General features: G+C 70.2%; 17 protein-coding genes, 1 tRNA gene and 1 other RNA gene. 12 read left to right on the top strand and 7 right to left on the bottom strand.

What is annotated here, in order from left to right; all coding sequences use genetic code 11:
• Nucleotides 1-33 precede the first annotated feature (33 nt).
• Entirely contained in the window at nucleotides 34-1464 is a 1431-nt protein-coding gene (locus AAD496_RS02810) for a M20 family metallopeptidase (RefSeq protein WP_349827113.1), read from the bottom strand.
• A 315-nt stretch (nucleotides 1465-1779) separates the two neighbouring features.
• On the opposite strand from AAD496_RS02810, the gene AAD496_RS02805 reads away from it, so the two are divergent.
• Both AAD496_RS02805 and AAD496_RS02800 read left to right on the top strand, forming a co-directional pair.
• A complete protein-coding gene (locus tag AAD496_RS02805; RefSeq protein ID WP_349827112.1) occupies nucleotides 1780-2046 on the top strand; it encodes a helix-turn-helix domain-containing protein in 267 nt (88 codons plus the stop codon).
• A 118-nt stretch (nucleotides 2047-2164) separates the two neighbouring features.
• Nucleotides 2165-3211 (top strand): Rv2578c family radical SAM protein, encoded by a 1047-nt coding sequence (locus AAD496_RS02800; protein WP_349827111.1) that lies wholly within the window; start codon nucleotides 2165-2167, stop codon nucleotides 3209-3211.
• Between the two features lie 116 nt (nucleotides 3212-3327).
• Here AAD496_RS02800 and AAD496_RS02795 read toward each other — a convergent pair.
• A tRNA-Ser gene (locus AAD496_RS02795) sits at nucleotides 3328-3415 on the bottom strand.
• A gap of 106 nt (nucleotides 3416-3521) precedes the next feature.
• Between AAD496_RS02795 and ffs the strand changes: the two genes are divergently transcribed.
• From ffs to AAD496_RS02775, 4 genes are all read left to right on the top strand, one after another.
• Nucleotides 3522-3617, top strand: an RNA gene (ffs, locus tag AAD496_RS02790) — signal recognition particle sRNA small type.
• A 70-nt stretch (nucleotides 3618-3687) separates the two neighbouring features.
• Nucleotides 3688-5232: an MFS transporter gene (locus AAD496_RS02785; RefSeq protein ID WP_349827110.1), complete on the top strand. Its 1545-nt coding sequence runs from the start codon at nucleotides 3688-3690 to the stop codon at nucleotides 5230-5232.
• Between the two features lie 154 nt (nucleotides 5233-5386).
• Entirely contained in the window at nucleotides 5387-6883 is a 1497-nt protein-coding gene (locus AAD496_RS02780; RefSeq protein WP_349827109.1) for a L,D-transpeptidase, read from the top strand.
• Nucleotides 6884-7061: 178 nt separating this feature from the next.
• Nucleotides 7062-7952: a potassium channel family protein gene (locus AAD496_RS02775; protein WP_349827108.1), complete on the top strand. Its 891-nt coding sequence runs from the start codon at nucleotides 7062-7064 to the stop codon at nucleotides 7950-7952.
• A gap of 108 nt (nucleotides 7953-8060) precedes the next feature.
• On the opposite strand, the gene AAD496_RS02770 is transcribed toward AAD496_RS02775, so the two are convergent.
• The gene (locus tag AAD496_RS02770; protein WP_349827107.1) at nucleotides 8061-9344 is read right to left on the bottom strand and encodes an MFS transporter; all 1284 of its coding nucleotides are present in this window, start codon (nucleotides 9342-9344) and stop codon (nucleotides 8061-8063) included.
• A 71-nt stretch (nucleotides 9345-9415) separates the two neighbouring features.
• On the opposite strand from AAD496_RS02770, the gene AAD496_RS02765 reads away from it, so the two are divergent.
• The 3 genes from AAD496_RS02765 to AAD496_RS02755 are packed head-to-tail and all read left to right on the top strand — an operon-like array spanning nucleotide 9416 to nucleotide 11652.
• A complete protein-coding gene (locus AAD496_RS02765; RefSeq protein ID WP_349827106.1) occupies nucleotides 9416-9904 on the top strand; it encodes a YbaK/EbsC family protein in 489 nt (162 codons plus the stop codon).
• Nucleotides 9891-10712, top strand: a complete 822-nt coding sequence (locus AAD496_RS02760) for a queuosine precursor transporter (RefSeq protein WP_349827105.1) — start codon at nucleotides 9891-9893, stop codon at nucleotides 10710-10712. Before AAD496_RS02765 ends, AAD496_RS02760 begins: the two co-directional genes overlap by 14 nt.
• Nucleotides 10713-10731: 19 nt before the next feature.
• Nucleotides 10732-11652 (top strand): SGNH/GDSL hydrolase family protein, encoded by a 921-nt coding sequence (locus tag AAD496_RS02755; protein ID WP_349827104.1) that lies wholly within the window; start codon nucleotides 10732-10734, stop codon nucleotides 11650-11652.
• A gap of 131 nt (nucleotides 11653-11783) precedes the next feature.
• Here the strand turns inward: AAD496_RS02755 and tgt are convergent, their stop codons facing one another.
• Nucleotides 11784-13040: a tRNA guanosine(34) transglycosylase Tgt gene (gene tgt, locus AAD496_RS02750; protein ID WP_349827103.1), complete on the bottom strand. Its 1257-nt coding sequence runs from the start codon at nucleotides 13038-13040 to the stop codon at nucleotides 11784-11786.
• 154 nt (nucleotides 13041-13194) lie between these two features.
• On the opposite strand from tgt, the gene AAD496_RS02745 reads away from it, so the two are divergent.
• Nucleotides 13195-14052: a fumarylacetoacetate hydrolase family protein gene (locus AAD496_RS02745; RefSeq protein ID WP_349827102.1), complete on the top strand. Its 858-nt coding sequence runs from the start codon at nucleotides 13195-13197 to the stop codon at nucleotides 14050-14052.
• 158 nt (nucleotides 14053-14210) lie between these two features.
• Here the strand turns inward: AAD496_RS02745 and AAD496_RS02740 are convergent, their stop codons facing one another.
• The 3 genes from AAD496_RS02740 to AAD496_RS02730 all read right to left on the bottom strand — a co-directional run bounded on the left by AAD496_RS02740 (nucleotide 14211) and on the right by AAD496_RS02730 (nucleotide 18072).
• A complete protein-coding gene (locus AAD496_RS02740) occupies nucleotides 14211-15248 on the bottom strand; it encodes a 1-aminocyclopropane-1-carboxylate deaminase (RefSeq protein ID WP_349827101.1) in 1038 nt (345 codons plus the stop codon).
• Between the two features lie 225 nt (nucleotides 15249-15473).
• Nucleotides 15474-16973, bottom strand: a complete 1500-nt coding sequence (locus AAD496_RS02735) for an FAD-binding oxidoreductase (protein ID WP_349827100.1) — start codon at nucleotides 16971-16973, stop codon at nucleotides 15474-15476.
• The gene (locus AAD496_RS02730; RefSeq protein WP_349827099.1) at nucleotides 16963-18072 is read right to left on the bottom strand and encodes a histidinol-phosphate transaminase; all 1110 of its coding nucleotides are present in this window, start codon (nucleotides 18070-18072) and stop codon (nucleotides 16963-16965) included. Before AAD496_RS02730 ends, AAD496_RS02735 begins: the two co-directional genes overlap by 11 nt.
• Nucleotides 18073-18142: 70 nt before the next feature.
• Between AAD496_RS02730 and AAD496_RS02725 the strand changes: the two genes are divergently transcribed.
• Complete coding sequence (locus tag AAD496_RS02725; protein WP_349827098.1) at nucleotides 18143-20074, top strand: helicase HerA-like domain-containing protein; 1932 nt, start codon at nucleotides 18143-18145, stop codon at nucleotides 20072-20074.
• Nucleotides 20071-21126 carry an alpha/beta hydrolase gene (locus AAD496_RS02720; protein WP_349827097.1) on the top strand — a complete coding sequence of 352 codons (1056 nt, stop codon included), beginning with the start codon at nucleotides 20071-20073 and terminating at the stop codon, nucleotides 21124-21126. The genes AAD496_RS02725 and AAD496_RS02720 overlap by 4 nt, the downstream gene beginning before the upstream one ends.
• The last annotated feature ends 12 nt before the right edge of the window (nucleotides 21127-21138 follow it).

Raw genomic sequence — 21138 nt, 5'->3', positions numbered from 1 at the left:
TCACATCTCCCACGTCATAGGACGTGCGTGGCATCACTTCTGCGAGGTGAACCAGCGGTCCGGCTGCTCGGCCATGTCCCAGAACATCCCCGCCATGATCTCCAGACCCGATTCGAGGATCGGCACGAGGATGTGCTCGTCGGGCGCGTGCTGGTTGCACCCGGGATAGGAATGCGGGATCCACACGGTCGGCAGGCCGAGGATCTCGCTGAACGCATCGTTCGGGATCGTCCCGCCGAGATTGGGCTGGACGGCCGGCGACGCACCACAGGTGGTCGTCACGGAGTCGACGGCGGCGCGGACCACCGAGGCTGCGGGGTCGAGGCGGGTCGCCGCGGCGCTCACCGGCGGGACGTCGACCTCGATCCCGGGGATCCCGTGGGCGGCCAGGTGCTCCTCGACCTTCCGCCCGAGATCGGTGATGTCGGTGCCGACGACGAACCGCAATTGGAGGAGCGCGGCGGCCCGACCGGGGATCGCGTTGACGGGCGAGTCCCGGTTGCCCGCGTCGAGCGCGAGGACCTCGAGCCCGTTCCACCCGAGGGTCCTCTCCTGGTGGGTGAGGCCCGGCTCGCCCCAGGTGGGGTCGATCTCGGGGGCACCCTCCTCCCGGACGTCCGGGAGGGCGGCGATGGCCTCTCGGACCGCTGCCGGGATCTCCGGGGGCCGGAGCGCCGGGATCCGGATGACCCCGTCGCCGTCGACGAGTGCGTGGATCGCCGCGGCGAGCGTGGTCGCCGGATTGCGCAGTTTGCCACCCCAGTTGCCGGAGTGATGGTCACCGTCCCGGGCGTCCTGGCGCAGCCAGAAGTTCACCGCACCCCGGGACCCGAGGAACAGGGTGGGGACGTCCGCGGCCAGGCGGGGACCGTCGGAGCCGAGGAAGAGGTCGGCGGCCAGGAGCCCGTCGCGGTGTGCGGCGCAGAACTCCCGCAGGCCGACCGAACCGGATTCCTCGGCGGTCTCGACGAGGATGGTGACGTTGTAGCCCAGACGACCGCCTCGGGAACGCAGGACCGCGCCGAGTGCCTGGTGGTTGACGAGGTGCTGGCCCTTGTTGTCCGCCGAGCCGCGGCCGTAGAGCCGGTCGCCGTCGCGGGTGAGGACCCACGGGTCGAGGCCGTCGCTCCACTCCTCGGCGTGGGCGAACTGGACGTCGCCGTGGCCGTAGAGGAGGACGGTCGGGAGTGCGGGGTCCTCGATCCGCCGGGCGACGAGGAGCGGTTGGTTGGCCGAGACCGGGTTCTCGTGGACCTCCACGGCGAAGTCGAGGGTTTCGAGCTCCGGACGGAGGGCGGCGTCCAGATAGGCGTGGGCGGCCGGCCCGTCGCCCCCTCCCTGACTCTCGGTCGGATGGGCGACCCTCTCCGCGAGGAGGTCGAGGAGGTCGCCCTCGGTCAGGAGGGAGCGCGCCGCGGCGATCGCGCCGGCGCGTCCGGCGGCGGGGGTGGACGGGGATGTCATCGGGGCTCCTGGAGATCGGGGAGTGACGGGGATGGCACGAGACTACGACACACCGATCAGGGTGATACCAGGGGTGAACAGCGCCTCACATAAGAAGCAAGAAAACTATGTGTCCGTCATCGTCCGCTTCGCCAAGGAAACTTGAGTCCATGACGACAGCCGGGATCCGAGATGCTACCTGGCAATCACCATAGAGATCCGAGTGAGTCAGGTCACACATGAGCCTCTCCTGCCGCATGATTCCGGGATTCTTGAAACTTAAACTACTCATGAGTATGTCGCGCCGACGACCCCCGGGTGAGCACAATGTCCACCATGGCTGAATCGAGTGAGCTCCAGAAGGTGCTCGGCGCGAATCTCTACCGGATGCGCCAGGAACGCGGATACTCCCAGGAGGAGTTCGCCCAGTACATCCTCGACGTACACCGGACCTATGTCGGTGCCCTCGAGCGTGGCGAGCGGAACCCCTCCCTGCTGAGTGTCGAGAAGATCGCGGGCAAGTTGGGCGTCGAACCGCTCTGGCTACTGCACGAGCACCCGGACGACGAGCCCCTCCCGGCATCCTTCACCGCCGGGAAGTGAGTCCCCCGTGACGGTCGCCGCCCGCACGGCGGCCGTCACGGCCCATCCCCACGCAGTCCCTCCCGCACAGCCCATCCCCACCCTTGCCGAACATCCGAACATGTGTTCGAATCGTTCCATGCGATGGGACGGCCAGTCGAGTGATGCCACGGGTGCCCTCGAGGTGCCCGGCTTCGTCCGCTCCGTGACGACCCCGGAATTCGCCGGCGTGACGTTCCACGAGGTGCTGGCCAAGTCCGCCCTCAACAAGGTCCCGGCCTCCAGTTCCATGCCCTTCTCCTGGACGGTGAATCCGTACCGGGGTTGCGCGCACGCCTGCACCTATTGCTTCGCGCGGAACACGCACACCTATCTCGACCTCGACGCAGGCTCCGACTTCGACCGCCAGGTCGTCGTGAAGACGAACGTGGCGGACGTCCTGGCCGCCGAACTCCACCGGCCCCGCTGGGCGCACGACCACGTGGCCCTCGGCACGAACACCGACCCGTACCAGCGGGCGGAGGGCCGCTACCGGCTCATGCCCGGGATCATCGCGGCCCTCGCCGGATCCCGGACCCCGTTCTCGATCCTCACGAAGGGCACCCTGCTCCGCCGTGACCTGCCCGCTCTCGAACGGGCCGCCGCGGACGTCGAGGTCGACCTCGCCCTGTCGATCGCGGTCTTCGACGAGGGCCTGCGCCGCGAGATCGAACCCGGCACTCCCACGGCAGCGGCCCGCCTGGCGACGGTGCGCGCGGCCGCCGAACGGGGCTTCCGGGTCACCGTCTTCCTCATGCCGGTCATGCCCGCCCTCACGGACTCCCGGGCCCACCTGGAGACGGCCGTCCGGTCGATCGCCGTGGCGGGAGCCCACCGCGTCGCCTACGGCGCCCTGCACCTGCGCCCCGGGGCGCGCGAATGGTTCTTCACCTGGTTGCGCCGGTCCCGTCCGGGCCTGCTGCCGCGGTACCGGCGGATGTACGACCGGACCGCCTACGCCTCGGCCGAGTACCGCCAGTGGCTAGCGGCCCGGCTCGAACCCCTGCTCCACGAGTACGGACTGCAGGCACGCGAGGACGAGGACACCCCGGAGCAGAGACGGTTCGCCCGGAACCGAGCGGAGGCCGAGCAGGACAGGGAAGAACAGGGCGCCTCGGCAGCGGAGACCACGCCCGCACTCTTCTGAACACCCGCTACGGACCCGACCCCACCCACACGGAAACGACGCTCCCGGAGCGAGCCGTGAATACCGGAAGGCTCCGAGCCCCTCACGGTGAGTGAGGGGCTCGGAGCCTTCTTCAGTGGCGGAGGATAGGGGATTTGAACCCCTGAGGGCGTTAACCCAACACGCGTTCCAGGCGTGCGCCATAGGCCGCTAGGCGAATCCTCCGAGAAAGACTCTATAGGAAGTGAACAGCCGATTGCCAATCGAGGACGCGTGAACCGAATCACTCCTGTGCGGTCGCGACCCGCCGCCGGTTTCGTCTACACTGGTCGTCGGCTCTTCGCGCGGTGTCATCCTGCGAACTCCCCCAGGTCCGGAAGGAAGCAAGGGTAAGCATGCTCTGGCAGGTGCGCGAAGAGCCTTTTTCGTGTCCGGACGTCCGCCGACCGCCCCTCCCTCCCCTTCAAAGCGGACCGAACGTCCGTTAAGGTGTCTGTATGAAAGCGACGGGGCTGCGGGTTGGCAACCGGACCGATCCGACCTCCGGGGCCCGGGACCTCGGGACGGAGGGATCCACCGTGCCCGCTCCCCCGCCGCGCATCTGGCCGTTGTTCCTCGCGACCTTCCTGTCGACCTACACCTTCGCCGTCGCGAACATCTCCGTCCCCGGTATCCAGGCGGCCCTCGACGTCGACTCCGCCGCGACCGCCCTCGTCATCGGGGCCTACACCGTCTCCTTCGCGGCCTGCCTCATCGTGTGCGGACGGCTGGGCGACCGGTTCGGGCGCCGCCGCCTGTTCCGGATCGGCGTCCTGTCGATGATCGCGACCTCGGCCCTGGCGGCCCTGGCCCCGAACGTCGCACTACTCATCGTCGGTCGGTTGCTCCAGGGCGTGGCCGCCGCGATCACGACGCCACAGATCCTCTCCTCGGTCCAGGCGATGCTCACCGGACACGCACGGGCGAGGGCCGTGAGTCTGTACGCGATCATCGCCGGGGTCGGCACGATCGGCGGGCAGATTCTCGGCGGTGTGCTCACCACCTTCTTCCCCGTGGAGTACGGCTGGCGGGCGGCCATGGCCTCGATCGGTGGGATCGCGCTCATCGCCTTCATCGGGACCCTGTGGATGCGGGACACCCGGTCGGACGATCCCGAGGGGCTCGACCTCCTGGGCACCGTCCTCGTCGCAGGCTCCCTCCTGTGTCTCGTCGCGGGGCTCACGAACGCCTCGTCGATGGATCCCCTGGCCGTCCTCGACACACCCCGGACCTTCACCGTCACCGTGGTCCTGCTCGTGGGGGCCGTGATCGGGTTCGTGCTCCTCGGGTTCCACCTGCGCCACCGGTCCCTGGCGTCCCGCCCCTCGGTGTTGCCCCTCCACGTCATCCGCGAACCGGGCGTCCGCCTGGGGGTCACGCTCGCGTGTCTGCTGTTCATGATGCTCGGTGCCTTCATGTACAACTTCGCGGTCCTCACCCAGCAGGGTTTCGGGTGGTCACCGCTCCACGGCGGCGTGGCGCTCGTGCTCCTGGCCACCGCCTTCGTCGTCTCGTCCTCGCTCGCACCACGTCTGCAGGAGCGGATGGGACCCCGCGTGATGGTGCTCGGCGCCTTCGTCCAGGCGCTCGGACTCGCCGGGGTCGCCGCACTCGCCTTCTCCCCGGCGGAACCGGGCCTGTTCCAGTGGATCTTCCAGGTCTGCGGGATGTTCACCGGTGGCGGTCAGGGCCTCATGATGGGCCCGCTCGTCTCCGTCGTCATGAACACCGTGCCCAACCGCGTCGCCGGGCTCACCGGTGGACTGGTCGCGACCGGTCAGCAGGCGGGGATGGGGCTGGGTGTGGCCACGCTCTCCGGGGTCTTCACCGCGCTCAGCTCCCTCGTCGGGATGCGCCCGGCCTTCGGGTACACGGCGGCACTCACCGTGCTGGTGAGCTTCGGGTTCGCCTTCGTCGCCGGCCGCCTGGTCCTCCACCACCGCCGGGCGGCCGCCCTCGCCGACGCCACTTCCCCGTCACGATTCGACAACACCGATTCCTGACGAAACCCCAGGTGAGAGCGCAATCGCAACACGTTCGTGAACGATCACGGTCCCGTCGTCGGCGAACCGTCATGTGGCACGGCCTACTCTGACGACCAGTCGTCCGGTCCGTGTGCCTCCCTGCGCCACGGACCCATTCACCCCTGGAGTACACGTGTTCCGACGTCCCGCCCTCGCCGCTGCCCTCGCCGCCGGTGTCCTCGCCCTGTCCGCCTGCACCGCGGACGAGCCCACGGACACCGACACCGCAGGCGCCGACACCGGCAGCGCCTCGACGCCGCTCACCCCGCCCTCGGAGATGCCGGCGCCCGAACCCGAGGTCTCCCTCGTCACCGCCGACGGCACCCAGGACGTCGGCGCTGACCCCGTCGAGCTGGAGGCCGGCGACCACCTGGAACTCGTCGTCGCCGAGGGCGAGTTCACCTCCGTCGAACTCGTCGACACCGGCAACGACCGTGTCCCCACGGACACAGGTGTCCTCTCCGCGGTGGACCCCGCCGCCGAGGCGCCCTCCCCCACCGACACGAGTGCGCCCGAGGAGACGGACGAGCCGGACACCCAGGCGCTCGATGCCACGACCTCGCTGCTCGCCGCGACGAGCACCTCGGCTTCGAACACCTCCGCGACGACCGACAGCACCCCCGGACCGACGGTCTCCCCCACCGAGGGTGCGGAGGCGGAGGACACGGAAGGCGCCTCGGGAGCGGGGGCCGACACGGACACCGGCACCCACTGGATCTCGGCGGGCGGGCTCGCCGGGGACAAGGAGTACGCCTGGACGGCGACCGTGCTCGACGGCGACGGCGAGGAACACGAGGTCACCGGCAGCGTGACGACGGCCCCGGCGAGCGGCACGCAGGTCCGCGCCCGCTCGGTCACCGGCGACGACGCGGTCGTGGGGGTCGGCGCGCCGATCGTCATCGACTTCTCCGCCCACGTCGAGGAGGAGTACCGCGACGACGTCGAGGCGCGCCTGGCCGTCGAGACGCGGGATTCCGAGGGCGCGGACATCGACGTCACCGGGTCCTGGGCGTGGCTGCCCGACCACGAGGGGAAGTCGCGGATCCACTACCGGACCGAGGAGTACTGGCCGGCGTACACCGAGGTGAGCGTCTCGCTGCCCTTCGGCGGTGTGCAGTTCGGCACGGACACCCAGGGCACCCGGGACATGACGCTCGACTTCGAGATCGGACGCGAGCAGATCGTCGAGGCCTCGGCGGCGACCAAGCGGATGGTCGTCACCCGCGACGGCGAGGAGATCTGGGACTGGCCGGCGAGCCTGGGCATGCCCGAGGCGCCCTCCTACAACGGTCCGCACATCGTCATGGCGAAGGCCGCCGAGTACACGATGACCTCGGAACGGTGGGGCTACGAGACCGACACCCGCTGGGCGGTACGGATCCACAACAACGGCGAGTTCGTGCACGGTGCCCCGTGGTCGGCCTCCTCCCACGGCGTGCGGAACGTGAGCCACGGATGCATCAACCTGACGAACGAGCGCGCCTACGAGTACTACCAGTCCGCGATCTACGGGGACCCGGTGATCATCAGCGATTCCTCGGTCGACCTCACGCCGACCTCCGGTGAGGTGAGCGACTGGGTCTACGAGTGGGACGCCTGGACGGAGATGTCGGCACTGCCGCAGGCCTGAACCCGGCACCGTCGCAGGCCTGAGCCCGGCACTGCCGCAGGCCTGAGCCCGGCACTGCCGCAGGGGTGACCGGCCCCGTCGTGCACCGGATCGGTCACATCCGGCCCGATTCCCGGCCCAGGACTTCGCGGAGCGTGGTCGGTAACCGATATGTTCGGGGGTCGGAGGTGGAACGACGATGACCACGCACGACCACACGCCCGCGCCCGCCGGCGCGCCCGCCGGGGCCGACACCGCTGCGGCACGCCGGGAGGAGGCGGCCGCCCGGATCCGCGTCCGGGAACTGCGGGAGCTCTCCCGGGTGGCCCGCTGGGAACGCCGCGTCGAGATCCCGCTCTTGCTCATGGCGGTCGCCTTCGTCGCCGCCTACGCGATCACGGTGCTGAAGCCCGATCTCGACCCGACCCTGGAGACCTGGGTCCGCGTCGTCACGTGGACCACCTGGGGAGCCTTCGCCGTCGACTTCCTCGTCCGGGTCTGCCTGGCCGAACGCCGGTTCCGCTACATCCTGCGCCACTGGTACGACGTGCTCATCATCGCGCTGCCCTTCTTCCGCCCGCTGCGCATCATCCGCGTCATCGGCACGCTCAAGGTGCTCAACCGGGTGTTCGTCGGCCGGTTCATCGGCATGCAGGCGGCCTACGTGGGCGTCACCGCCGTCACCTGCATCTTCTTCGGCGCGCTCTCCGTCCTCGACATGGAGGCCGAGCACCCCGAGGCGCTCATCACCACGTACCCCGACGCCCTCTGGTGGGCGGTCGTCACGACGACGACCGTGGGCTACGGCGACCTGTACCCGATCACCACCGGCGGCAAGATCGTGGCCGTCGTCCTCATGATGGTCGGCATCGCACTCATCGGTTCCGTCACCGCGGGCCTGGCCGGCTGGTTCGCCGACCACCTGCGCAAGGAACGCGAGGAGAAGGAACTCCTCACCGCCCTCCTCGCGGGCGAGGACCCCGTCGAACTCGCCCGCACCGGGACGAGCACCGGGTCCGCCGCCGAGGTGCCTTCCACCGTGGGTGCGGATGTGCCGGAATGTACCTGCGGCTGCCACCGGAACGAGTGACTGCGAACAACATCATGGTGTCTGCCGGACAGATGCCCGGCAATCCGGCCTGGTTGCCGGGCATCTGTCCGGTAGATGACAGGGAGGTTGCAGGCGCCTCGGCCGCGTTCAGACCGCGGAAGGCTTGGACCGGCGCAACAGCAGGGAGATGAGGAAGGCCGTCCCCATGAGACCGACGCCCACCGTCGTCACGCCGGGCCAGCCGAATCCCTCCCAGGCGAGCGGGGTGAGGTTGCCACTGATCGACGACCCCACGTAGTAGGTGAGGGTGTAGAGCGAGGCCGCCTGAGCCGTCGCCCCGGTCGCCACCGAGGACCGCGCGGCCACCCAGGCCGAGGCGAGCGAGTGCATGACGAAGAAACCGACGGCCATGACCGCCATCCCGACGACGATGAAGGCCAGGTGCGGGAGCGCCATCGTGAGGACGCCGACGACGCCCAACAGACCGCCGAAGGGCATGACGGCGCGCAGGGAGAACCGGTCGGCGGCCCGGCCGGCCACGACGGAGCTGTATCCCGCGATCGGGTAGACGAAGTACAGGAGGCTCACCGCACCGACGGAGAGCAGGTAGGGCGGGCTCTCCAGGCGGTACCCCAGGGAGTTGAAGGTGCCGACGAAAGTGCCCATCCCCAGACCACCCAGCAGGAACAGCCCGACGAGGACGGGATCCTTGAGGTTCCGCCCGAACTTCCGCACGAGCACCGCCGGCGAATCCCGGTGCGGGGTGAAGCCGCGGGAGGCCGGGAGCAGCGCCCAACACAACCCGGCGCAGACGGCGGCGAGGAGCGCGGTCCCGAGCATCGCGAGATTCGAGGCCCCCAGACCTCCGACACCGTCGAGACCGGTGAGCACCACGAGTTCGATGATCCCCGCCGCGACGATCCGCCCTGCCAGACCACCCATCGTGGTGCCGAAGATGTAGATGCTCGTCGCCGTGGTCGAATAGCTGCGGTGGATCTCCTCCTTGATGTACACCGCCGCGGTGCCCGGCAGACCGGCGAGCAGGAACCCCATGACGAACCGGGAGACGAGGAAGAGGGACCAGTCGTCGGTGAAGGCAGTGGCGATCCCGAGCACCGTCGAGGCGAGCAGGCTGAACCGGATGAGCGTCACCCGGCCCAGACGTTCGGAAACCGGCACCGCCGCGAGGAGCCCGAGCCCCAGTCCCGCGGTCGCCGCCGAGACGGACATGGCGGCCTGTGACGGGGTGATGTCGTACTCGTGGCTGAAGTACGGGAGGATCGCCTGGGTGTTGTACAGGAGCGTGAAGGTGGCGATCCCGGCGAGGAACAGCCCGATCTCCACTCGCTTGGTGCGCGGATCGCCCTTGAGGTAGCCCTCGAACGGAGGGTCCTGCGACCCACTATCATGTCCGTCTGCTGATCCGCTCACGTGGAACGACTGTACGCCTGTCGTCCCGCGGGTCCCGCAGCAGCCCTCCCCCTCTCGTACGAAAGGTACCCATGACCGAGACCACCCCGCGTCCGCACCGCCGCAACCTCGCCGTCGCCCGCGATCTGGAGGCCTGCGGCATCGACGCGGAGATCCGACTGTTCACGGAGCCCGCCCACTCCGCCAAGGCCGCCGCGGCCACGCTCGGGGTGGAACTCGGGGCGATCGCCAACAGCCTGATCTTCGCCGCCGACGGGCAGGCCGTCCTCGTCATGACCTCCGGCGCCCACCGGGTCGACACCGCCCACGTCGCCGGGCTCATCGGTGCGGCCTCCCTCGACCGGGCCACCCCGGAGCTCGTGAAGGAGGCGACCGGCCAGGTCATCGGCGGGGTCGCACCCGCCGGGCACCCGGACCCGGTCCGCACGTATGTCGACCGGGCGCTCGCGCGGTACCCGGAGATCTGGGCCGCCGGTGGTACCCCCGATTCCATGTTCCCGCTCACCTACACACAGCTCGTCACCCTGACGAGCGGAGAAGAGATCGATGTCCGCCCCTGACGCACACACCGACCGGACCACGCCCGCATCTGGGCGGCCGGGACCGACAGCCTCGGCCTCGGCGGTAAACACCCCCTCCCTCACCACTTTCGCCTCCACCCGCGGCAAGTACTACGCGACGGTGCTCGCACTCTTCTGCTGCGTCTTCCTCATCTCGAACATCGGCGCGACGAAGGTGATCGGGTTCGGTCCGATCGTCACCGACGGCGGTGCCTTCCTGTTCCCGATCGCCTACATCCTCGGCGACGTCATCAGCGAGGTGTACGGCTTCCGCGCCGCCCGCCGCGCGATCCTCACCGGCTTCGCCATGCAGATCCTGGCCGTCGCCGTCTTCCTGCTCGTGCAGATCTCCCCACCCGGCCCCGGCTACACCGCCCAGGAGTCCTTCGAGGCGGTGCTCGGCTTCTACCCGCGGATCGTGCTCGCCTCGGTCGCCGGGTACGTGGTCGGGCAGACGCTCAACGCCTTCGTCCTCGTGAAGGTGAAGGAGCGGATGGGTGAGAAACACCTGTGGGTCCGCCTGTTGACCTCCACGGGGGTGGGTGAGTTCGCCGACACCCTCATCTTCTGCGTCGTCGCCTTCGCGGGCGTCATCCCCGGCTGGGACTTCGTCATCTACATCGTCACCGGATTCGTCTACAAGGTGGCCGTGGAGGTCCTTCTCATGCCGGTCACATATTGGGTCATCAGACTGTTCAAGCAGAAGGAGCCCTCCTACACGGAGGCTCCCGGGGACCTCACCGCGCCGACGACAGGCGCCTCGACCGCGGGCGGCACCGCTGGTCAGGCCCCCTCTCCACCCGCCTGACACGAGGGAACCCCCACGGATGACGCGCCACCCCCTGCTCACCACCGCCGTCCTCGGCACCATCGGAGGACTTCTCGCGGCCGGCGGTGGCTACTACGCCGCATCCCTGCGCACCGTGCGGGGACAGTCCGCCGCCCACCCGGAGTTCTGGAGGGAACGCCGGGTGGGTCAGGCGGCCGGCGACACGGCGACCGGGGCCGACGGCCTGCACCCCGGAGCGCTCGACTACGTGGTCCTCGGGGATTCCGCGGCCGCCGGTGTGGGCGTGAAGGATCCCGAACTCGGCTATGTCCGCCACGTGGAGGACGACGTCTCCGAGTCCACCGGACACGCGGTGCGCACCACCAACCTCGCCGTCCCCGGGGCCCGCACCCGGCACCTGCTCGACGACCAGATGCCCCTGTTCGACCGGGTGTGCACGGACCTGCGGGGCCGGACCGGGCACGGGCCCGACCTCGTCACCTGCGTCATCGGCGGCAACGACATGATCGACCCGCGCTTCGACCCCGTGGTCTTCGAGGACACGCTCGAGGAACTCTTCGCCCGCCTCCCGCGGTACAGCGTCGTGAGCACGATCCCCAGCTTCGCCGTGCCGCCCTTCGAGACCCGGGTGAAGGCGGCGAACACCGTCGTCCTCCGGCAGGCGGAGAAGCACGACATGGTCCTCGCCGACCTCTACGGTCCGTATCGCAAACTGTGGCCGGTCAAGTACTTCCGCCACTGCGCCGGGGACTTCTTCCACCCCAACGCCCGCGGCTACGAGGTGTGGGGCGAGGCGATCGGCCAGGCCGCCGTCCGCAGTCTGGAGCTCCGCGCCGGCGGCACGTTCGGTTGCGGGCCCGACGGTACGGATACCGCGCCCACCCACGCCGCCGAGGCGCCCGCTACGTCCCGGCCGACCGTTCCCCCGGTCACGTCTCCCCTGGCCTCCGCCGCCTGAGGCGTCCTCCCGACGAGCGAGATGTCGTTCGACGAAGCATCTGTCTCGTACTCGTGCACGACTACGAGACATGAGTCCTGTCGAACGACATCTGCCTCGTACTCGTGGAGAGTCCGAGCGGAGGTCGACGATCAGGCGTAGTAGCGGCCCAGGACCTCAGCCTTGAGCTCGTGGAAGGTGCCGTCCTCGATCGAGGCGCGGATCCGGTCGACGAGGTTCACGACGAAGTACTCGTTGTGGATCGTCACGAGCGTGGAGAAGAGCATCTCCTTCGCCTTGTACAGGTGCCGGAGGTAGGCACGCGAGTAGTTCTCGCAGGTGTAGCAGTCGCATTCGGGGTCGAGCGGCCCGAAGTCACGGCGGTACGTCGCCCCGGTGAGGTTGTACCGGCCGTCGCGGGTGTACACCGCGGCGTTACGTGCCACCCGGGAGGGCGAGACGCAGTCGAAGGTGTCCGCGCCCGCCTCGATCGCGGTGAACAGGTCGTCCGGCTCGGAGATGCCCAGCAGGTGCCGGGGCTTGGCCTCGGGCAGTTCCTCGCAGACCCACCCGACGATCGTGCCGAGGTTCTCCTTCTCCAGCGCCCCGCCGATACCGAACCCGTCGAAGTCCATGGCCCCGAGATCCCGGGCGGCCCTGCGTCGCAGATCCTCGTACTGGGCGCCCTGCAGCACTCCGAAGAGCGCCTGGTAAGGACGGTGGGACCGCTCCTCGGTGAGACGCCGGTGCTCGACCACGCACCGTTCGGCCCACCGGCGGGTCCGCTCCAGGGACTCCTCCTGGTACCCGCGGGTGTTCACGAGGGTCGTGAGCTCGTCGAAGGCGAACATGATGTCGGCGCCCAGCTGGTGCTGGACCTGCATGGAGACCTCGGGCGTGAACCGGTGCATCGACCCGTCGAGGTGGCTCTTGAAGGTCACCCCGTCCTCGTCGACGTTCGCGCGGCGTTCCTTGCCGGTCGCCACCGCGTCGTCGTTCTGTTCGTCCGGCAGTTCCATCGAGATGACCTTCTTGAACCCGGAACCCAGGCTCATCACCTGGAACCCGCCGGAATCGGTGAAGGTGGGGCCCGGCCAGGACATGAAGCGCCCCAGCCCGCCGGCCTCGTCGACGAGGTCCGCGCCCGGCTGCAGGTACAGGTGGTAGGCGTTCGCGAGGACCGCCTGCGCGCCCAGGTCCCGCACGTCCTCCGGCTTCACGGCCTTGACCGTCGCCTTCGTCCCGACCGGGATGAAGGCCGGTGTCCGGATGTCGCCGTGCGGCGTGTGGATGACACCGGTCCGCCCACCCGACTCCAGGCGGGTGCCGACCTCGAACCCGAAGGCGGCACGGTCGTTCGCGGGGGCTGCGGGCTCGGTGGTCACGGGCGCGGTGGAGTCGTCGTTCATCACCGGGACAGTCTACGAGGGCGGACATCCCCTGCCCTCGGGCACGCGTGCGTGGTTGGATTGAGCCGAGTCACATCCCCACCGCTGTATCCGACGCCGCCCGACCCCCGGCACCCCACCGCAGTGCCCGACGCTTACGACGAAAGGTCTTACCGTGCAGCTCGCGACCCTCTCCCTCGACGGCACCACCTCCGCCGCCCACCGCACCGACGCGGGATGGGTACTCCTCCCCGGCTTCGCCGATGTCCGCGCCGTCCTCGAGGATCCCCGTGGTCCCCACGCTGTCGTCGAGGCGGTCTCCGCTGGGACTGTCGAAGGGGCCGGGAGCGGGGAGGGCGCCTCGGCGGCGGTCGTGCCCGAGTCCGAGGCGCGCCTGGTGCGCCCCGTGCGGGAGCCACGGAAGGTCTTCTGCATCGGGCTGAACTACCGCAACCACATCCTCGAGGTGGGGATGGAGCTGCCCACGTACCCGACGGTGTTCACCAAGTTCGCCCGCTCGCTGGCCGAGCCCGGCGCCGACATCCTGGCACCCGCCGAGGACGAACGCCTGGACTACGAGGGCGAACTGGTCCTCGTCATCGGGAAGGAGGGACGCCGGATCCCCGCCGAGCAGGCCCTCGACCACGTGGCCGGGTACACCGTCGGCAACGACTTCTCCATGCGCGGCTACCAGCTGCGGACCGAGGAGTGGGGGCAGGGGAAGATGTGGGAGGCCTCGTCGGCCGTCGGCCCCGTCGTCGTCACGACCGACGAGTTCGACCCGGCCGGCGCGACCCTCACGACCCGGGTCAACGGCGAGGTGCGCCAGCAGGACTCCACGGGCGATCTGGTGTTCGGACCCGCGGATCTCGTGTCCTACCTGTCGACGATCATCACGCTCGAACCCGGCGACCTCGTCTTCACCGGCACGCCGGGAGGGGTCGGGATGGCCACGCAGACCTGGCTGGAGGCCGGCGACGAGGTGACGGTCGAGATCGACGGGATCGGCGCGATCACCAACCGCCTGATCTGATTTTCCCGCCCGCGGTTCGGGGCCCAGGGCTCAGGCCCGGGCGCAACCTCATCGTCGTCTGCCGTACCGACGCCCGGCAATCACGGGAGACTGCCGGGCATCGGTACGGCAGATGACGATGACCTAGCAGGTGGACCGGGGACGGGGCTGCGTCGGACTCAGTCGAAGATGGTGGAGTAGGCGTTGAGTGCCAACTGGCCGCCGAGGTGGGCGTAGAGGACCGTCGAGTCGGCCCCGATCGTCCCGTCAGTGACGAGGTCCATGAGTCCGGCCATCGACTTGCCCTCGTAGACCGGGTCGAGGATGACGCCCTCCAATTCGGCGGTCCGGCGGATCGCCGCGACCGTCGTGTCGTCCGGGATCCCGTAGGCCGGTCCCTCCCAGCCGGGCAGGACGGTGATCTCGTCGTCGCGCAGTTCGCGGCCGAGGCCGATGAGCTCCGCCGTGTGCCGGGCGATCCGCCCCACCTGGTCCCGCGTCTTCTCCAGGGTCGCCGAGGCGTCGATCCCGAGGACCTTCCGGGGGCGACCACCGGCGTCCTCGAGGGCGGCGAAGCCTGCGATCATCCCGCCGAGGGTCGAACCGGTGACGGCACACACGACGATCGTGTCGAAGAAGACGCCCAGGTCCTCCTCCTGTGCGGCGACCTCGTACGCCCAGTTGGCGAACCCCAGACCGCCGAGGCGGTGTTCCGAGGCGCCCGCCGGGATCGGGTAGGGCGTCCCACCGGACTCCTCGACCTCCCGGAGGGCCTGTTCCCAACTCGACCGGATGCCGATGTCGAATCCGGCGGGGTCGAGGCGGACGTCGGCGCCCATGATCCGGGACAGCTCGATGTTGCCCACCCGGTCGTTGACGGGGTCCGACCAGTCGACCCACTTCTCCTGGACGAGGCGGGCCTTCAACCCCAGGTGGGAGGCGACGGCCGCGACCTGCCGGGTGTGGTTGGACTGGTAGCCACCGATCGACACGAGCGTGTCCGCGCCCGAGGCGAGGACGTCGGGGACGATGTACTCCAGCTTCCGAGTCTTGTTGCCACCGAAGGCGAGACCCGAGTTCACGTCCTCCCGCTTCGCCCACACCCGGGCGCCACCGAGGGCGTCGCTCAGACGGTCGAGGCGGTGGACCGGCGAAGGCCCGAAGGTGAGCGGATACCGGTCGAAGTCGGAGAAGGCGTTCGGGAGTGGGGACGACATGGGGACCTCCGGGGGTGGGTGCGAGCGGGGACTCCGACGCTAGTACGCGTGGAGTGACCCCGATCACATCCGCGCAGGATTCCTGCACGACCATTCACCCGCCGGGGCCCATACCGCCCTGTGGTTCGGGAATGCCGTCACAGCAAGGCGGAGGAGCGAAGACGCCCCGGGGTTGGGCTTCGAGAGACGACAACGCCGCTGTGGCGGTGCTGCCGGACCGCAGGGTCAGAGGCCGCTGAGCATCTTGCCGGGATTGAGGATCCCACGGGGGTCGAGTGCCTGCTTGATCCCGCGGTGCATGCGGCGGTTCGCCTCGTCGAGTTCCTGACCGAGCCACGGGGCCTTGAGCGCCCCGACGCCGTGCTCACCGGTGATCGTGCCGCCGAGTTCGAGGCCCAGCTGCATGATCCGGCCGAACGCCTCCTGCGCCTGCGCCACCGCCTCCGCGTCGTCCTGCGGGAACATGACGCAGGGGTGCAGGTTCCCGTCACCGGCGTGGGCGGCGGTGTTGAAGAACAGCTGCGGGTACTCCGCCTGCAGGGCGTCCTGCCGGGCGAAGTACTCGGCCAGCCGGGCCCGCGGGATGCAGATGTCGTCGACGAGCGAGCTGTAACCGTTCTCGTGGCAGAACTTCTCCCCCGCCGGTCCGATCGACCGCCGGGCGACGATCAGGAGTTCCGCGTCCGCCGGGTCCTCGGAGAACATCACCTCGGTCGCGCCGTTGTCCCGCGCGATCGCCGTGAACGACTCCAGTTCGGCAGCCGCGGCCTCCAGGCTCCCGTCACCGTTCGACTGGACGAGGAGCATGGCGCCGGCGGACTCGTCGAGCCCGAAATCCCCGAAGGCACTGAGCAACCGGATGTTCGCCCCGTCGAGCAGTTCGAGGAGCGCCGGGCGTGCACCACTGCCCATGAAGTCGGTGACCGTCGCGGCCGCGTGCGCGGGATCCGCGAAGAGCGCGACGCCCGTGATCGGGTCGGGCAGCGCCGGGACAAGTTCGAGGAGCACCTCGACGACGACACCGAGCGTCCCCTCCGAACCGACGAACAACTGCCCGAGCTCCAGCCCGGCGACCCCCTTGGCCGTCGGCCGTCCCACCGTCGTGAGACTGCCGTCGGCGAGCACCACCCGCAGGGCCCGCACGTAGTCCCGGGTGACGCCGTACTTCACACAGCACAGACCGCCGGCGTTCGTCGCGACGTTGCCCCCGATCGTGCTGATCGCCACCGAGCCGGGATCCGGCGGGTAGGACAGTCCGTAGGGCTTCAGGTGGTCCTTGAGGTCCTGGTTGATGACACCCGGCTCGACCCGGACGGTCTTCTCCACCTCGTCGACGTGGAGCACCCGGTCCATCCCGGCCACGCTCAGCAGCAGGCAGCCCTCGACGGCGTTCGCCGCCCCGGACAGTCCCGTCCGCGCACCCTGGGGCACGACCGGGACCCGGTGTTCGTGGGCGAAGCGCAGGGTCGCCTGCACGTCCTCGACGGATTTCGCCCGGACGAGTCCACGGGCTCTCCCCGCCGGGCAGAACCGGGCCCGGTCCTCCGCGTGCGCGGCCACGACGTCGTCGTCCGTGACGAGCGCACCGGCGGACAGGGCGGCGGACAGAGGCGCGAGGTCGAGGGGCACGTCCGCGCCGAGGAGGGCGGGCGCCTCGGCGGCGGGACCGGTCCCGTCCCCTGCGACCGCGGCGGGACCCGGGATCACGGCGTCCTCAGGCGGCATCGTCGGCTCCCGAGGCACCCTGGGACTCCGCCCGGAACGCGGCGGTGACCTGCAGGACCCGGTCCATGGCCTCGTCGGCACCGATCGAGATCCGGATTCCGCCGGGCAGCTTGCGGACGGACAGGCCGACGGCCAGGAACTCGGCTTCGAGTCGGGCGGCCGCCTCGTCGTCCAGCGGCACCCACACGAAGTTCGCCTGTGCGTCGGGGACCTGCCAACCCTGGGCGCGCAGCCCGGCGGCCAGGCGATCACGGGTGTCGGCCACCTGCTTGGCGCGCACCTCGACCTCCGACCAGCGACGGACGGATTCGAGGGCGGCCGCCTGGCTCACGGCGGGCACGGAGAACACGGCGACGGTCTTGCGCAGTTCGGCGATCACTCGCGGGTCCGCCACGGTGTAGCCGACGCGCAGGCCCGCGAGGCCGTGCGCCTTCGAGAAGGTGCGGACGAGCACGAGGTTGGGGTACGTGGCCATCTCGGCCAGGCCGTCGACGGCGTCCGGATCGGTGACGAACTCCAGGTACGCCTCGTCGAGGACGACGAGCACGTCGGTCGGCACCTGCGCCATGAACTCGCGGAACTCGTCCGTGCGGAGGGCCGGGCCCGTCGGGTTGTTCGGCGAGCACAGGAGCACGAGGCCCGTGGCGTCGGTGAGCGCGGCGGCCATCGCCGGCAGGTCGTGGCGGGCTTCGGCGGTGAGCGGCACGCGGATCGCACGGGCGTCCTGCCGGGCGGCCAGCTGCGGGTAGGACTCGAAGGACGGCCACGGGAAGACGACCTCGCGTCCGGCCTCGAGGGTGGCGAGCGCCATCGCGGACAGACCCTCGGACCCACCGGCGGTGAGGATCACCCGGGCCGGGTCGACGTCGAGGTGCGCGGCGAGCTCCGCCGTGAGCGCCTTGGCCGCCGGATCCGGGTAGGTGGCGGGGTTGGTCGCGGCCTCGGCGACGGCCTGCACGACACCGGGCAGGGGCTCCAGGTGGAGTTCGTTCGAGGAGAGCTTGTGGCTCGTCACACCCTCCGGCGCCTGCGGGGGCTTGCCCGGGACATAGGCGGGCGTCGTCGCGAGGGAGGGACGGAATCGGAAATCGGTGGTCATGTGTGTATGGTTCCACATCCGCTGCGGCCCTCGCCGTGTGCCCGGGGTCACGCTGGCTATACTCGCGCCCATGAGCGCCTCCGATTCTGCCGCCACCGAACTCGCCCGTCTCAAGGCCGAGGCCGAGGCCGCCCGCGCGGCCCTCGAACTCGCGGAGAAGAAGGCCGCCCTCGCCGCTGCCGAGGCCGCCGCCGCCAGGGCCGAGGCCGCCGCCCTCCGCGCCGGCGCAGAGGCTCCCGCAGACACCACCGACGCACCCGCGGAATCCCCCGCCGGGACCACGGATCCCGCGCCCGAGGCGCCCGCCACGGGTGGGCCCGAGGTGCAGGGCGCCTCGGGCGCGGATCCCCTCCCGGAGACCGACGGACCGCTCGGCACCGAGGAACTCCGGGAGATCGTGGCCGGCTACGACTTCTCCGGGGAGACGCTCGACCTCGGCGCCGCCGTGAACGGCGTGGCCGTCCCGCAGGCGCAGGTACGGGTGCCCTTGCGGATGATGAACCGGCACGGACTCATCGCCGGGGCCACCGGCACCGGCAAGACGCGCACTCTCCAGGGCATCGCGGAGCAGCTGGCGGACAAGGGCGTGCCCGTGTTCGCCGCCGACATGAAGGGCGACCTCTCGGGGGTGGCCGTCCCCGGCGAGTCGAGCGCGGGACTGCTGGACCGCACACGCGGGATCGGGCAGGGGTGGGAGCCGAAGGCCTCGGCCGTCGAGTTCTTCGCGCTCGGCGGCGACCGGGAGACCAACGCGCACACGGGGATCCCGATCCGGGCCACGGTGAGCGCGTTCGGGCCGCTCCTGCTGTCCAAGGTCCTCGGCCTCAACGACACGCAGGAGTCGAGCCTGCAGCTCGTCTTCCACTACGCCGACGAGAACGGGCTGGCGCTCGTCGACCTCGCGGACCTGCGTGCCGTGCTCACCCACCTCACGAGCGAGGAGGGCAAGGAGGACCTGCGGGAGCTCGGCGGGATCTCGAAGGCGACGGTCGGGGTGATCCTGCGCGAGCTCGTGGGGTTCGCCGCGGACGGGGCTGACACGTTCTTCGGCGAACCGGAGTTCGAGGTCACCGACCTCATCCGGCACCATGCGGACGGCCGCGGGTACCTCAACCTGCTGGAGCTGCCGGACGTCGCGAGCAAGCCGGCGCTGTTCTCCACCTTCCTCATGTACCTGCTCGCGGAGTTGTTCGAGGAACTGCCGGAGGTCGGCAATCCGGACAAGCCCACACTCGTGTTCTTCTTCGACGAGGCGCACCTGCTGTTCCGCGACGCCTCGAAGGACTTCCTCGCCTCCGTCGTCCAGACCGTGCGCCTCATCCGGTCGAAGGGCGTGGGCGTCTTCTTCGTCACGCAGACGCCCAAGGACGTGCCCGGCGAGGTGCTCGGGCAGTTGGGTTCCCGCGTGCAGCACGCCCTGCGTGCCTTCACCCCCGACGACGCGAAGGCGTTGCGGTCGACGGTGCGGACCTACCCGGAGTCCGGCTACGACCTGGAGCGCGTGATCCAGGAACTCGGCACCGGCGAGGCGATCGTCACCGTCATGAGCGAGAAGGGTGCGCCGACACCGGTCGCGTGGACCCGGATGCGCGCACCCCAGGGCCTCATGTCCGTCGCGCCCGCGGGCACGATCGAGGCGACGATCGAGGCCTCCGACCTGCTCGAGAAGTACGGCACGACCGTCGACCCGGAGTCCGCACACGAGATCCTCGCCGCCCGGATGAACGCTGCGGAGGATGCCGAACGCGCCGAGGAGGAGGCCGCAGCGGCCGAGGCGAGGGCCGCCGAGGAGCGCGCACTGGAGGAGGAGGTCCGCTCGTCCGGGTCGCCGCGGCTGCCCCTGCCGACCTCGGCGGGGTCCTCCGGGTCCCGGCGGCGGACGACCTCCCGGCGCCGGGACGAGTCCCGGCTCGAACAGGTGCTCAGCTCGCCGGTCACCAAGCAGGTGGTCCGGGGCGTCGTCCGCGGTCTCTTCTCGACCGCCCGCCGGCGGTGGCGGTGAGCCCGGACCCCGACCCGGAGCCGGACCCGATCCCCGACCCCGCTCCTGCCGACTGGAGCACCGACACCCTGCTCGGCGAACCCTTCGAGGCCCGTGCGCTCCCGGACGAGGGGACCCTCGTCGCCTTCCGGGGTGCAGTGGCCGCGGAGGGCCCGGCCGCCGGATGCGCCGTCCTCTGGGTCCACGGGTGGTCCGACTACTTCTTCCACCGGGACCTCGCGGTGAAGTGGGCCGGGCTCGGCGCCCGGTTCTACGCCCTCGACCTGAGGGGCTACGGGCGCAGCCTGCTCGCGTCCGGGTTCGACGGGTCGGGCCGCGCCCTCGACGGGTCCGGGGAGACGACCCGCCCGGGCTACATCGAGGACCTCGACGAGTATGAGGTCGAGATCGGTGCCGCCCTCGACCTCATCGACGCCGAGGCGCCCGGGACCCGCATCGTCCTCGCCGGCCACTCGACCGGCGGGCTGGTGCTCACGCTGTGGGCGGACCGGCACCCGGGGCGGGCCTCCGCGCTCGTCCTCCACTCCCCGTGGCTGGAGTTCCAGTTCACCGCGGGCGCCCGCAAGCTGCTCAAACCCCTCCTGGAGCTCGGCGGCCTGGGCAACAAGCAGTTGTGGCGCAATCCGATCCCGGTCGACATGCCGAACTTCTACACACTCTCGGTCGCGAGCCACGCCGGTGCCGTGCCCTACGACCTCCGACTCAAGCCCACGGGCAGTTTCCCCGTCTATCCCGGGTGGCTCGCCGCGATCTTCGACGGGCACGAACGCGTGGAGGACGGGCTGTCGATCGACGTCCCCGTCCACGTGCAGACCTCGACGGAGAGCGTGCGCGGCACCAGTTACTCGCACCGGATGGCGGCGGCGGACATCATCCTCGACGTCGACCAGATCGCCGGACGGGCACCCTCGGTCTCCTCGACGGTCGTCATCGACCGGGTGCCGGGTGCCCTCCACGACTCCTTCCTCTCCGCCCCGGAGGTCGCGGACCGCGCCTGGGAGGGCGTCGAGAGGTTCGTCCGCGGGTACGTCGCACCTCTGCCCGAGGCCTGAGGCACCTCGGCG

Source organism: Brevibacterium litoralis (assembly GCF_040212315.1).
In the GTDB taxonomy this organism is placed as follows: domain Bacteria; phylum Actinomycetota; class Actinomycetes; order Actinomycetales; family Brevibacteriaceae; genus Brevibacterium; species Brevibacterium litoralis.
This window is presented reverse-complemented; position numbering and strand designations above follow the sequence as displayed.

What these genes read in the sequence shown, in the direction of transcription:
- AAD496_RS02810 (WP_349827113.1), bottom strand. Translation starts at nt 1,464, where the DNA reads ATGACATCCCCGTCCACCCCCGCCGCCGGACGCGCCGGCGCGATCGCC.
- AAD496_RS02805 (WP_349827112.1), top strand. Translation starts at nt 1,780, where the DNA reads ATGGCTGAATCGAGTGAGCTCCAGAAGGTGCTCGGCGCGAATCTCTAC.
- AAD496_RS02800 (WP_349827111.1), top strand. Translation starts at nt 2,165, where the DNA reads ATGCGATGGGACGGCCAGTCGAGTGATGCCACGGGTGCCCTCGAGGTG.
- AAD496_RS02785 (WP_349827110.1), top strand. Translation starts at nt 3,688, where the DNA reads ATGAAAGCGACGGGGCTGCGGGTTGGCAACCGGACCGATCCGACCTCC.
- AAD496_RS02775 (WP_349827108.1), top strand. Translation starts at nt 7,062, where the DNA reads ATGACCACGCACGACCACACGCCCGCGCCCGCCGGCGCGCCCGCCGGG.
- AAD496_RS02765 (WP_349827106.1), top strand. Translation starts at nt 9,416, where the DNA reads ATGACCGAGACCACCCCGCGTCCGCACCGCCGCAACCTCGCCGTCGCC.
- AAD496_RS02760 (WP_349827105.1), top strand. Translation starts at nt 9,891, where the DNA reads ATGTCCGCCCCTGACGCACACACCGACCGGACCACGCCCGCATCTGGG.
- AAD496_RS02755 (WP_349827104.1), top strand. Translation starts at nt 10,732, where the DNA reads ATGACGCGCCACCCCCTGCTCACCACCGCCGTCCTCGGCACCATCGGA.
- tgt (WP_349827103.1), bottom strand. Translation starts at nt 13,040, where the DNA reads ATGAACGACGACTCCACCGCGCCCGTGACCACCGAGCCCGCAGCCCCC.
- AAD496_RS02740 (WP_349827101.1), bottom strand. Translation starts at nt 15,248, where the DNA reads ATGTCGTCCCCACTCCCGAACGCCTTCTCCGACTTCGACCGGTATCCG.
- AAD496_RS02735 (WP_349827100.1), bottom strand. Translation starts at nt 16,973, where the DNA reads ATGCCGCCTGAGGACGCCGTGATCCCGGGTCCCGCCGCGGTCGCAGGG.
- AAD496_RS02730 (WP_349827099.1), bottom strand. Translation starts at nt 18,072, where the DNA reads ATGACCACCGATTTCCGATTCCGTCCCTCCCTCGCGACGACGCCCGCC.
- AAD496_RS02725 (WP_349827098.1), top strand. Translation starts at nt 18,143, where the DNA reads ATGAGCGCCTCCGATTCTGCCGCCACCGAACTCGCCCGTCTCAAGGCC.